The organism is Streptomyces sp. NPDC031365 (genome assembly GCF_055569765.1).
This window is the reverse complement of record NZ_JBVIIM010000012.1, coordinates 210,954-222,682: the sequence shown is the minus strand read 5'-3', so window position 1 is coordinate 222,682 and position 11,729 is coordinate 210,954. Positions and strand designations below refer to the sequence as shown.

The window sequence follows — 11,729 nt, the reverse complement described above, 5'->3', positions numbered from 1 at the left end:
GGCTCAGTGCTTGGCATATGGGGCGGTTCTCCTGTCGTGCCCTCTCAGGCTAACCCCGCAGAGCGGGACGTCTCACCCAAGGCTGACAGAGAGGGGGCCGTTCCGCCGCCTGCCCGCGTTGGGCGAGCACGGCGGCGTAGCCGACCATGGCCGCCAGCGACGAGTGGTCCTCCCCGTCATGGAAGTAGTACGCCTCGGCGTACTGGGTGAAGTCGATGCGGACGCGTGCGACATCGGTGGCCAGGCTGTCCAGCAGCAGTGCCCCCGATGTGCTGTCGAGCTGCCGCGTCGTCGGATCAGCGTCGCGCAGCAGAGCCAGCCGGACGGCCAGGACCCTCCTGCGGGTCAGCGCAGGATAGATCTCCAGCACCCAGGAGACGGTGGCCGTGAGGAGAGCGAAACCGATGAGGGCTTCGAGCGGTGAGACCAGACGGAGCCAGCCCTCGTCGGGTGCGATGTCACCCAGCCCCAGGGTGGCCACCGTGACGAGCGACAGGTACACGGAGTCGAGCAGTGCCGGCTGCTGTGCTGCCTGGGACCCGGGGGAGAAGGTGAACGCCCCGGGCATGTGGGGCCAGTAGACGATCGCCCAGCCGAGTACGAGGGTGACGGCCCACATGCTCACGACCGTGACCATGGCCAGCGGCCCGACGAGCCCGACCACCCGGCCGGGCGCACGGAAGCGCCGGGCGAGGCGCCACAGTGCTGTCATCACGAGGCGGCTCAGGCCACCGTGGCGTGTGGGGTGCCAGAGCGTGTGGAACAGATCCCGCAGGGTGACCATGACGAGCCCCGCACCGGCCAGCGAGACCAACCACTTCATCCGCGTCTCCCACAGCCCTTTGGCATGAAACGGAAGCCTAGGCTGTGTGCGGCGCGTGACGGCGCGGATGCGGGTACGCCACGCTCATTCGCTCGGATCATCCGCCTTCAGAACGAGCGGGCAGGTCTCCCCGGGCGCCACGGTCACGGCCCGGTCCGTCGGCACCAGGGTTCCGGCCATCGCCCCGAGGCGGATGCCTTCGCCGGTCGTGCCGCCCTGGATGTCGGCGATGTCCGCCTCCAGGGCCTCCTGTACGTACGGCCATGCCTCGGCTCGTCCGGCCTTGGCGAGGACCAGGCCGTGGACGAGGCCGCTGGGCGTGGAGCCGTGGCTGGTGCGCCGGAGGTAGCAGTCGACGGTCCCGCGCCAGACCGCCGCCGTCCAGGTCGTAGCCGAGTCGCTCGGACAGTGCCGCAGCTCGCAGGGTGAGACGAGGTAGCCGAGCATGAGGACGTCGGCGGAGGCGCCGGTAGCGGCGCTGGGCGGTTCGGAGCCCCGAGCGGTGACCGTTCACTGGAACGCGGCGTGGATCTCCTGCTCGGTCGCGTTGTGCGAGACGAGCAGGATCTCGTCACCGGGTCGGAGCCGCACCGCCGGATCCGGCACGGTCGGTTGTCCGTCGCGGACGATCGTGGCGACGACCGTCCCCTCGGGCAACCGGACGTCGCCCAGGGCGCGTCCCGCGGTCCTGGACTGCCCTGTGATGGCCGTTTCGATGACGCCGACGCCGGCCTTGCTGAGGCGTAGCAGGGCGACCGTGTCCGCGGCCCCGGTGGCCTCCTCGATGAGGGAGATCAGCGGGGTGGCGGCGGGGACGGCGACGTCGACGCCCCAACGCCCGTCGAACAGCCAGGCGTTGTCGGCGTCGTTGCACCGAGCGGCCACGCGGGGCACCGAGAACTGCCGTTTGGCGAGCAGGCTGATGACGAGGTTGTCCTCGTCGTCCCCGGTGGTGGCGATGAGGAGGTCGGCGGTGAGAGCGCCGGCTTGTTCCAGAAGTGTGGGTTCACACGCGTCCCCGGCGATGAGCCCCACCGGGACGCGCCCCTCCAGTTCGGTGACGCGGTCGTCGTCGGCGTCGATCAGCGTCACCTCGTTGTGGGCGGCGGCGAGTACCTGGGCGATCTGGGTGCCGAGCCGTCCGGCTCCGGCGATGATCACGTTCACGTGCCCAGCTCCTTGTCGAGAAAGCCGCGCAGCTTGCCGAGCGCGGTCGCGGCGACGGCGAAGGTGACCAGGTCGCCTGCCCGCGCGGGCGTGCTGTGCGCGGGGATCAGGGAGTGGCCGGCGCGGGTGACCTCGACGACGCGGATCTCGCCGTCAACCTCGAACTCGGTCAGCGGCCGCCCGGCCAGATAGGCCGGCAGTTCGGAGCGATAGAGCAGGGTCTCGCCGTTGCCGAAGCTGATTTCGGGGGACAGATGGCGGTGCAGGAGCATCCGGTGGAGCTGGTGGACCGTCCAGCGGACGCTGGTGATGGTGGGGATGCCCAGTTCGCGGTAGATGTCGGCGCGTCGGGGGTCGTAGATGCGGGCGAGGACGTTCGGTACGCGGTAGGTCTCCTTCGCCGTGCGCGCGCTGACGATGTTGCTGTTGTCCCCGGAGGTGACGGCGACGAAGGCGTCCGCGTGCTCGACACCGGCGGCCTCGAGGACGGAGCGGCTGTAGCCGTTGCCCTCGTGGAAGTGGATGCGGGGGCTGTCGGACAGCCGCCGGGCCGCCTTGGGACGCCGGTCGACGACCTGCACGTCGTGCCCTTCGGAGGCGAGCAGACCGGCGAGGGTGGCGCCCACCCGTCCGCAGCCGACGACGATCACCTTCACTGTTGCGCTCCCTTCCGGTGGTCGGCGCGGCGGCGCAGCCACCACTTGCGGACCTCGTCCGCGATCAGAGGCACGGTCCCGAGCCCGGCCAGTACCGCCCAGTCGGCGACGTCGAGCGGGGCGGTGTTGAAGACGGCCTGGAGCAGCGGTACATAGCTGATCGCGGCCATGAGGGCGATGCCGAAGCCGCCCGCCGCCAGCAGGGCGGGATTGGACAGCAGTCCCACTTTCAGGATGCTCTGCCGGTCGGTCCGCACCGCGAGAGAGATGAAGAACTGGCTGAACACGATGGCGCCCTGGGCCAGCGTGACGGCCTCCCGGTAGACGGGATCGTCCTCGGTGAAATCGTCGAACGGGATGCCGGCGGAATGGATGTGCCAGAAGAACACGGCGCACACGCCGAGTGCCTGGATGCCGCCCAGGAACAGGATGCGTCCGACCACCGCGGAGGAGAACAGGCGCTCGCGCCTGGAGCGCGGCGGGTGGTCCATCACGTCCGGCTCGGGCCGCTCCGCGCCCAGTGCCAGGGCGGGCAGCACGTCCGAGCCGAGGTCGATCGCCAGGATCTGCACCGCGCTGATGGGCACCAGCGGGAACCCGACGAATGTCGCCGCCAGGATCGGGCCGAGCTCGCCGATGTTGCTGCTGAAGACGTAGACCAGGAACTTGCGGATGTTCTGGTAGACGGACCTGCCCAGCCGCACCGCCGTGGCGATGGACGCGAACGAATCGTCCAGGAGCACCATCGAGGCCGCCTCCCGGGCCGCGTCGGTGCCCGATGCCCCCATCGCCACACCGATGTCGGCGTGTTTGAGCGCCGGGGCGTCGTTCGCTCCGTCCCCGGTGACCGCCACCACCTCGCCCCGCCGCTGGAAGGCGGTGACCACGCGCATCTTGTGCTCCGGGCTGACCCGGCACAGCAGCAGCTCGGACGGTTCGGCGAGCAGCGCGTCGAGCGCTTCCTCGTCCATCGTGTCGAGCCGGGCGCCCGTCACCACGACCGGTTCCGGCCCGCGCACGATCCCGACCCGCCGGGCCACGGCCTCCCCGGTGAGCGGGTGGTCGCCGGTGACCATGACGATCCGGATGCCGGCCCGGCGGCAGGCGGCGACCGCGTCGGTGACCTCCGGACGCGGCGGGTCCAGCATGCCGACCAGTCCGAGGAACGTGAGTCCCGACTCGGCCTCGTCCTGCGCGGGACGGGCCACGTCCAGCTCCCGCCGCGCGACGGCCAGCACCCGCAGCCCTTGCGACGCCAGCGCGTCACTCGCCGCGAGTACCTCCGCCCGGTCCTGCCGCGTCAGCGGCCGCCCGCCCCACCCCTCCCACTCCACTTCGGCACAGCGCGCCAGCAGTTCCGCCGGTGCTCCCTTGGCGCATGCCTGGTAGCCCACGCCGTTCTCCTGCACCGTGGTCATCAGCTTGCGGTCCGAGTCGAAGGGGAACTCGGTGACTCGCGGAGCCGCCGCCTCCGCCGCGCCGACGTCGAGACCGGCCTTGGCCGCGACGACGAGCAGCGCGCCCTCCGTGGTGTCGCCAAGCACCCGCCAGTGCTGCCCGTCCTCGGGTGGGACCAGACGGGCGTTGCAGCACAGGACCGCCACCCGGAGCAGCTCGCGCACCTGCGCCGCGCCGGTGACCTCCCCGCCCGGGGCGTAACCCACCCCGGTCACCACATGCGTCGTACCCCCTGCCCACACCCGGGTGACCGTCATCTCTGCCTGCGTGAGCGTCCCGGTCTTGTCGGTGCACACCACCGTGGTCGACCCGAGCGCCTCCACCGCCAGCAACTGCTTGATCAGAGCATGGCGGCGCGCCATCCGCCGTACGCCGATCGCCAGCGACACCGAGAGGGTGGCGGGCAGCCCTTCCGGCACCAGCGCGACCATGACCCCCAGCCCGAACACGAACAGGGTCACCACGGACTCCCCGGTGGGCAGCCGCACGGCGAACATCAGGGCACCGACCGCCAGGGCCGCTCCCGCCACCCGCCGCGCCATGGAGGCCACCTGGCGCTGCAGCGGGGTCTTCTGCCGCGGGGCAGCCGCCGCCAGCCGGTAGATCCGTCCGAACTCGGTCGTCGCACCGGTGGCATGGACCACGCCGCGTCCGGATCCGGCGACGACGTCGGTTCCCATGAACACGCAGTTGCGCGCATCCAGCGGTGGTCCGGCCGCCACCGGATCGGCTGTACAGCTCACGGGGTTGCTCTCCCCGGTCAGCGGCGCGTTGTTCACTCTCAGCTCGTGTGCCTCGACCACCCGGCAGTCCGCCGGCACGGCGTCCCCGGCCTCCAACACCACCAGGTCGCCCGGCACCAGCTCCCGGGCGGGCACCTCCAGCCGCCGGCCGTCGCGCAGCACCCGGCAGGCATGGGGCACCATCGCCTCCAGTGCCTGAGCCGTCCGCTCGGCCGCGTACTCCTGTGCGAAGCCGATGGCGGCGTTCAGCACCACGACGCCCAGGATCGCCACCGCGAGCTGCAGAGTGCCCACGTCACGCGGCTCTTCCAGCCAGTAGGCCAGAAAGGTGATCCCCGACGAGATGAGCAGCACGACTGCGAAAAGGTCCGTGAACTGCGCCGCCAACTGCCTCCACACGGGGCGGCGCCTCGTACGCGGCATTTCGTTGGGCCCGTACCGCTTCAGCCCCGCCCGTGCCCGTTCCGCCGACAAGCCGCGCCGTGAGGTGCCCAGCGCGGTGAACACATCACCAGCGACGAGTTCCCGTACCGGAGGACGCGGACCGGAACCGGACGTGGCGTCGGCCGCCGCGTTCGTCTCTCCGCCCGGGAGCGGCGGGCCCGTACCGGTGCCCATCACCCGGACCCGCGCGCCGGGGCCCTCGGTTCCGGCGGGACCGGCCGGAACGCGCAGAGGGCCTTGCGCGAGGCTTCCATCACGGCCTCCCTTGCGTTCGGCGGCGCCTGCACGGCTTTGTCGCACCCGTGATCGGCGCTCTCCTCTCATCGTGTGAGGCGTCGGTCGGCACCACCAGGGCCGACCGAGGCAGGGAACAGGGCCGTTCGGTGCCTCGCACCGGGACCGTAATGACCGGGCAGTGGGCGTGGTGCAGCGTTCCCTGGCTCACCGAGCCCGGGAGCATGCCCGTGAAACCTCCGTGCCCGCGGGCACCGACGACCAGGCCCAGCGCGTGTTCCGAGGCTTCCGTCAGGATTCGCACCGGGTGGCCGATGACGATCTCGTGGCGCGGCTCCACTCCCGGGTACCTCGCAGTGAGGCCCGCGACCGTCTCGTGACAGCACCCGGCGGCACTCCCGCACCGCGGCGTCCTCGTCCAGGACACCGAGGAACGGTGGATGCCACACGTACAGGGCCGCCCGGAGGACCGCTCCGCGGAGGTGAACATGTCGCGCCGGGTGCTCAGACGCCAGGAGCCCACCACGACCAGGGAGGCGTTCCGGGCCTCCTCGCGCAGAACCCACGCCGACCCTCCGTCCGCCAGAACCGTCGTGGGCGATTACGCCCGCTCTACTTCAGCGACCGTCTCCGAGCCACCCAGGTCCAGGCGGAACGGTGGGTACGTGTCCGTCATCAGGGCGGCGTACGCGGTGACGCGCAGGACCCACCGGTTGAGGCCGATGATCAGGTCGAAGAGGTCCTTCGGATACCTCTCGGTGAAGGCCAGGGTCACGGCCGCGATGACCGTCAGCAGGGCGATCAGGCCGCCGGACCACCAGCCGAGGTGGGCGCCGCCGAGGAAGAAGCCGATGATCAAGTAGTGCGGGATGGCCAGGAGCCACCACTTCACCAGCACCAGACCGCGGGAGAGCCGCTCCGGGTAGGCGACGTCCAGCCGTGCCGGGTAGTCCGGTTCCTCGCCCAGGCTGAACGGGGGATAGCGGTCGGTGCCCAGGGCGTCGTACGCGTAGTAGGCGACCCGCCAACCCCAGCGCAGCACTCCCAGGTTGAAGTCGAACAAGGCGCGGGGATAGCGCTCGGTGAACAGGATGGCGAAGAACGCGATCACGGTCACCACGGTGAAAGCGATCCAGAGGAAGAACAGCACCACGTAGTGCGGAATGGCGAGGAGCCACTTCACGAGCCACAGCCATCGGGACAGTGGCGAGTCGATGTGCGCGTTCACCCGGACCGGGCGGTTGTGGAATGCCCCCGGCGTCGTCATGGTGATCAGCTCCCTCCTCCCGGCGTGTACGTCGCCAGGCGGCCTCATGTCCAGCCTGACCGCTTCCGCCGTGCACCGCGAGGGCAGATGGTTCCTTCCGGGGTGGCCCGTCGACCGAGGCGGCCGTCGGCTCGGCCGTGACTCAGCCGCGGCCCGGTACCACCATGAGTCGGTCCGACGCCGGCCGGGCGGTCCCACCCGGTGCGAGGGCCGGACCGGCATCGAGACGTGCGGAAACCGAATGCGCCGGTCCTGGCGCCGGTGGCGAGCCGGCCGTGGCCCTCCTCGGCCTCTGTGGCCTCTGTCCGCGGGCGACGCGGGGGCACCGAAGTGACGGTGACCACCCGCCGGGTGCTCGACGCCGCCACCCGGCAGGCGCTCACCCGCCAGGCCGGCACCGCCGGCGCGGGTCCGGACGACCGGGCGCCCCGGAACGTCTAGATGTGCAAGCGACCGGTCCGCACCCCGTGTTCGGCGAGCGGGCCGACCGACAGGCCCGCCTGACGGCAGTCCTGTACGAGGACGGGCAGGGCGCCCAGCGCGGCCCGCCAGCAGTCCGGGGCCGACATCCGGTCCGTGTCGTGCAGCAGGACCGTGCCGCCGCCGCGCAGACCCGCCGCGACGGTGGAGCGCACCGAGGCCGGGGTGGCGCCGGGAGTCCAGTCCCTGCCCCAGGTGGTCCACAGCACCGGCCGCAGACCTGCCGTACGGGCCGCCGCCCAGCGCCCGGAGGTGAGGATGCCGTAGGGCGGGCGGTACCAGCGGGGGCGCCGGCCGGTCAGCTCCTGGACCGCGCCGGCCGCCCGCAGCAGGGCACGCACCTCCTCCGCCGGGGCGGGGAGCCAGGGGCGGTCGTGGCTCCAGCCGTGCACGGCCAGTTCGTGCCCGCGCCGGACGGTCTCCCGCACCACGCGGGGATGGCGTACGGCGCTCTCGCCCAGGACGAAGAAGGTCGCCCGGACCCCGAGCACCTCCAGCGCGTCGAGGAAGCGCGGGGTGGACCCGGGGTCGGGACCGTCGTCGAAGGTCAGAGCGACGTGGCCGGGGTCTCCGACGCCGGCGAGACGCGGGAGGCGGCGGCGCACCACGGGCAGCCAGGTCGCGGCGGGGGCGATGTGCGCCGCGGCGACGGCGGCGACCGGAGTCAGCACGGCCGCCGTGCGCCGGGCGGGGGAGCGACCCGGGGACGTACCCATCAGCTTGTGACTCCTTTCCGCGTGCGGAGGCCGCGGCGGTCCGGGCAGCTTACGGAACCGGGCGGGGCGCGTCGGTACCAGGACGCCGCGACGCCGCGTCCCAGTCTCCGGAGACCGACGGGGCACGGGCCAGCCCGGCGGCGCCCGCACCCATGAGCGCCACGCCGATCACCGCGGGCACCACCCGCACACCGAGCATGATCTGCTCCCCGAACAGTGCCCACCCCAGCGCCACGCTCGTCAGCGCGTCACCGAGGGTCAGGGCGGGCTGGGACGCGGCCAGGGTCCCGGCCCGGAACGCGCTCTGGAGCAACAGGAAGGCGACACCTCCGGCGGCGGCGGTGGCGTACACGGGCCATGTCCCCAGCACGGCGGCCGGGCCGTCCGGAAGCCTGCCGGTCACCTCCTTGAGCAGCGCCGCCGTCAGGGAGAACGACACCGCGGACGCCAGTCCCAGCAGCGCCGCGCGCGGCGCCCCCCGCACCGCGCGGGCCGTCACCACCAGCGCCAGTACGGCACCCAGGACCGCTGCCGAGCACAGGAGCCACTGCCCCGAAGAGGCGGTGTCCCGGCCGGCGGCCGGAGCCGCTGAGGTCAGGAACGCCGCCAGTCCGGCGGCCAGGGCGGCGAACGCCAGCCATGTCCTGCGGTCCGGACGACGGTGGAAGACCACGCTGCCGACGACGAGGGTGAACAACAGCTCGGCGGCCATGAGCGGCTGGACCAGCGCGAGACTGCCCACGCTCAGCGCAGCCGCCTGCAGAACGGTGGACAGTGCGAGCATCCCGGCACCCGCGACCCAGTAGCGGCGCTTCAGCACATGCCCGAGCCAGCGAACGGCCTGGCGCAGGCCCGCGCCGCCCTCCGGTTCGTCCGCCGCGGCCCGCCGCTGCAGGACCGAGGCCGCGGCGTTGGACAGCGCGGCCAGCAGGGCCAGAACGACGACCAGCACGCCGAGTCGCCGTTCAGCCGGACACGGCGGCGAGCCGCCGGTGCAGGACCCGCGCCGCGCCGCGCAACCGGGCGGGCAGTCGCGGCCGGCCGGGAACACAGACCTCGCCGCGCCCCCGGGGAACGGCACTCCACACGGCGCCGGTGACCGGCGCGTCCTCGGGCAACGGTGCCGCGGTGGCGCGCCCGGTGCCGGCCCCGGACCCCGGTACCGCGCCGGCCGGCGCGACGGGCGTCCGGGGGAACGACGCGGCGGCGGTGCCGGCACAGGAAGCGTGAGACATGGGCTGTACCTCGGCTGCGAGGGTGAACGCCGGGGAAGCCGCCGTCCGCGGCCGCTCCCGGCGTTCGGCGGGGAGGGACAACCGGGGGTATCCCGGGACCGGCCGCCGAAACGGGGCCGAGCGGGTTTCACCGGCGCGGCGCGGGGAGACACACCACCGCGTGCACTCACCGTTTTCGGTCTCCCGCCGGCAGGCGCCGGCGGACGGCAGGCTTCGCCTGCTGATCGTCAGCGCGAGCATGGGCGCCGGCCACGACACGGTGGCCGGCGAACTGGCCCGCCGTGCCCGGGAGCAAGGCCACGACCCGCAGGTCGTGGACTTCCTCGGGCTGCTTCCGCACGGACTGGGCACAGGGCTGCGCCTCTCCTACCAGTCGTCGGTACGGCACTTCCCCTGGGTGTACGCGGGCCTCTACCGTGCCCTGCTGCGCCCCGGACCGCGGCACCGCCCGAGCGGTCTGCCGCTTGCCCGGCTGGCGGGCCGCCGTCTGACAGGTCTGGCGGAGCGCACGGGCGCCGACGTGGTGGTCCCCGTGTTCCATCTGGCTGCCCAGTTGGCCGGTCACCTCAGGGCCGGAGGACGGCTGAGGCCCCCGAGTGCCGTCTTCGTGACCGACTTCGCCGTCCACCGGCAGTGGCTCCACTCCGGCAACGACCTGTATCTCTGCCTCACCGACGATGCCGCGCGTGACGTGGGCCGGAGCATCGCGGTGCCCGTCGAGACGACCGGACCGGTCGTGTCACCCGCCTTCTGCGCACCGGCTCCCGGAGCCGGGCCGTGGCGGCGGCGCTTCGAGCGGTACGCCCCCGGACGCCCGCCCGTCGTGCTGTCCGCCGGCGCCTGGGGCGCGGCGTCGGGGCTGGACGGGACCGCGCGGCTGCTCGCCGACGCCGGTTTCCTCCCGGTCGTGCTGTGCGGCCGCAACGAACGCCTGCGGGTCCGTCTGGCCGGGCTGCCGGGCGTGTTCGTGCCGGACTGGGTCACCGACATGCCCGGCCTGCTCCGGGCGGCCAGGGTCCTGGTGGACAACGCCGCAGGGCAGACCGCCGTACAGGCACTGGCCTGCGGGACGCCCGTGGTGGGTTACCGTCCGCTGCCCGGCCACGGCGCGGAGGGCGTACGCCGGATGGCGGCGCTCGGTGTCTCGGAAACCGCCGCGGACACCGCCGCCCTGCTGCGCGCACTGCGGCGGTGGTCGTCGGACGGTGCGCATCGGGAAGGCCGGATCGCCCGCGGGCGGGAGATCTTCCGGGGGGACGTGCTGGCCCGGGCAGCCGCACTCGCCGGCGCGTCGTCCGTGTGATCGGCTGGAACGGCCGGGAAGTGAACCGGGGCGTCGCTCACCGGATGTGACACCCGTACGGTCCGCGGACCGATGCGCCATGAGCCGAGTGTGAGTGCGCGGGCGAACGGTGGGCGAGGAGCGGGGCCGAGCGCCGTCCCCGTCAGCCGCCGCCCGCCGGTTCCGTCCCGGGCCGCGGGGGCAGGTCCTCGGTGAACCGGTGCCCGTGGTGGTCGAGGAGCCAACGGCCGAACATGGCGCCGCCGAAGATGACGAACCCCACGCCGATGAGCCAGGACTCCACGATGAGGACGACACCGACGGTGCCGTAATTGATCGCGTTCTTGACGATCAGTGGGGTGAAGACGAAGTAGGAGAAGCCCCGCAGGCCGATCAGGCCCGCCATGGTGGCGACCGCGCCCGGAAGCAGATGCCACCAGCGCACCTGGCCGCCCAGCAGGAAATGCTGCCCCCACCAGAAGAACAGCACGCCGGTCACCAGCGAAACCGTGATCCGCTCCGGTCCGTACATGGCGTCGCGGGTCAGCACCTCCTGGTAGAGGTACGCGGTCAGGACGCACAGCCAGGTCGCCTGACGCCAGATCCGGTGCCAGGGCCCCGGGGGGAGGTTCCATGTCCGCTCGTAACCGTTCTGGATGCTTCCGCCGAACGGGATGCCGAACGCCGCGAGCGCCACCACGCCCCAGAGGCTGGTGGTGCTGATCACCTCGAGCGGCGGGCTGATGATCTCCGCGAGGACGCGCGCGGACCGGCCGGACAGGCCCATGCCGTCCGCCAGCCAGGCCGCGAAGCCGCCCCGGCCGAGCGGATCGGCGGCGGCGATGACGATGAGCAGGGGCGCCAGCGTGACCAGCGCCAGCGTGGCGAAGCCCATGGCCCTGTGCATCAGTTCGAGGTCACGGCCGCGCCGTACCAGGAGATGGCAGCCCAGCCATGCCCATCCGCGCCGGAGCGCGCGCAGGTGACGCCTCACAGTGCGCTCCTTCGTCGGCTGGCGTACCCGTGTCTGTGCCACCCGGCGGCGCACGGGAGGGCCGCGGGCGGGGAACGTGCTCTCACCTCGTGTGGCGGGGGGGGGGGGGGGGGGGGGGGGGGGGGGGGGAGGGAGGGGGGAGGGGGGGGGGGGGGGAGGGGGGGAGGAGGGGGGGGAGGGGGGGGAGGGGGGGGAGGGGGGGGGGGGGGAGGGGGGGGGGGGGGGGGAGG

At 72.8% G+C, this 11,729-nt stretch carries 11 protein-coding genes and 1 pseudogene; 1 reads left to right on the top strand and 11 read right to left on the bottom strand.

The genetic code is table 11. The features are described from left to right. Window positions 1-49 precede the first annotated feature (49 nt). The 10 genes and pseudogenes from ACZ5C2_RS20100 to ACZ5C2_RS20055 form a co-directional block, all read right to left on the bottom strand. Window positions 50-823: a potassium channel family protein gene (locus ACZ5C2_RS20100; RefSeq protein WP_468792754.1), complete on the bottom strand. Its 774-nt coding sequence runs from the start codon at window positions 821-823 to the stop codon at window positions 50-52. Between the two features lie 84 nt (window positions 824-907). After that, a complete protein-coding gene (locus ACZ5C2_RS20095; RefSeq protein WP_468792752.1) occupies window positions 908-1,270 on the bottom strand; it encodes a hypothetical protein in 363 nt (120 codons plus the stop codon). A gap of 63 nt (window positions 1,271-1,333) precedes the next feature. After that, the gene (locus ACZ5C2_RS20090; protein ID WP_468792749.1) at window positions 1,334-1,990 is read right to left on the bottom strand and encodes a potassium channel family protein; all 657 of its coding nucleotides are present in this window, start codon (window positions 1,988-1,990) and stop codon (window positions 1,334-1,336) included. Continuing rightward, window positions 1,987-2,646: a potassium channel family protein gene (locus ACZ5C2_RS20085; RefSeq protein WP_468792746.1), complete on the bottom strand. Its 660-nt coding sequence runs from the start codon at window positions 2,644-2,646 to the stop codon at window positions 1,987-1,989. The genes ACZ5C2_RS20090 and ACZ5C2_RS20085 overlap by 4 nt, the downstream gene beginning before the upstream one ends. Further along, on the bottom strand, window positions 2,643-5,465 hold the full coding sequence (locus ACZ5C2_RS20080; protein ID WP_468792743.1) for a cation-translocating P-type ATPase: 2,823 nt from the start codon (window positions 5,463-5,465) through the stop codon (window positions 2,643-2,645). Before ACZ5C2_RS20080 ends, ACZ5C2_RS20085 begins: the two co-directional genes overlap by 4 nt. Before the next feature lie 79 nt (window positions 5,466-5,544). Continuing rightward, a pseudogene (locus ACZ5C2_RS20075) lies at window positions 5,545-6,120 on the bottom strand (universal stress protein); the annotation flags it as partial. Window positions 6,121-6,126: 6 nt separating this feature from the next. Next, on the bottom strand, window positions 6,127-6,792 hold the full coding sequence (locus tag ACZ5C2_RS20070) for a DUF4389 domain-containing protein (protein WP_468792741.1): 666 nt from the start codon (window positions 6,790-6,792) through the stop codon (window positions 6,127-6,129). 437 nt (window positions 6,793-7,229) lie between these two features. After that, complete coding sequence (locus ACZ5C2_RS20065; protein WP_468792738.1) at window positions 7,230-7,988, bottom strand: polysaccharide deacetylase family protein; 759 nt, start codon at window positions 7,986-7,988, stop codon at window positions 7,230-7,232. Window positions 7,989-8,037: 49 nt separating this feature from the next. After that, window positions 8,038-8,940, bottom strand: coding sequence for a DMT family transporter (locus tag ACZ5C2_RS20060; protein ID WP_468792735.1), 903 nt, complete (start codon window positions 8,938-8,940; stop codon window positions 8,038-8,040). Window positions 8,941-8,953: 13 nt separating this feature from the next. Then, window positions 8,954-9,223, bottom strand: a complete 270-nt coding sequence (locus ACZ5C2_RS20055) for a hypothetical protein (RefSeq protein WP_468792733.1) — start codon at window positions 9,221-9,223, stop codon at window positions 8,954-8,956. A 238-nt stretch (window positions 9,224-9,461) separates the two neighbouring features. Here ACZ5C2_RS20055 and ACZ5C2_RS20050 point away from each other — a divergent pair, with 238 nt between their 5' ends. Further along, a complete protein-coding gene (locus ACZ5C2_RS20050; protein ID WP_468792779.1) occupies window positions 9,462-10,526 on the top strand; it encodes an MGDG synthase family glycosyltransferase in 1,065 nt (354 codons plus the stop codon). A 142-nt stretch (window positions 10,527-10,668) separates the two neighbouring features. Here ACZ5C2_RS20050 and ACZ5C2_RS20045 read toward each other — a convergent pair whose 3' ends face one another. After that, the gene (locus tag ACZ5C2_RS20045; RefSeq protein WP_468792730.1) at window positions 10,669-11,499 is read right to left on the bottom strand and encodes a ribonuclease BN; all 831 of its coding nucleotides are present in this window, start codon (window positions 11,497-11,499) and stop codon (window positions 10,669-10,671) included. Window positions 11,500-11,729: the final 230 nt, after the last annotated feature.

Excerpts from the sequence above, each read along its gene's own strand:
- ACZ5C2_RS20100 (WP_468792754.1), bottom strand. The coding sequence starts at position 823 with ATGAAGTGGTTGGTCTCGCTGGCCGGTGCGGGGCTCGTCATGGTCACC.
- ACZ5C2_RS20095 (WP_468792752.1), bottom strand. The coding sequence starts at position 1,270 with ATGCTCGGCTACCTCGTCTCACCCTGCGAGCTGCGGCACTGTCCGAGC.
- ACZ5C2_RS20080 (WP_468792743.1), bottom strand. The coding sequence starts at position 5,465 with ATGGGCACCGGTACGGGCCCGCCGCTCCCGGGCGGAGAGACGAACGCG.
- ACZ5C2_RS20070 (WP_468792741.1), bottom strand. The coding sequence starts at position 6,792 with ATGACGACGCCGGGGGCATTCCACAACCGCCCGGTCCGGGTGAACGCG.
- ACZ5C2_RS20065 (WP_468792738.1), bottom strand. The coding sequence starts at position 7,988 with ATGGGTACGTCCCCGGGTCGCTCCCCCGCCCGGCGCACGGCGGCCGTG.
- ACZ5C2_RS20055 (WP_468792733.1), bottom strand. The coding sequence starts at position 9,223 with ATGTCTCACGCTTCCTGTGCCGGCACCGCCGCCGCGTCGTTCCCCCGG.
- ACZ5C2_RS20050 (WP_468792779.1), top strand. The coding sequence starts at position 9,462 with ATGGGCGCCGGCCACGACACGGTGGCCGGCGAACTGGCCCGCCGTGCC.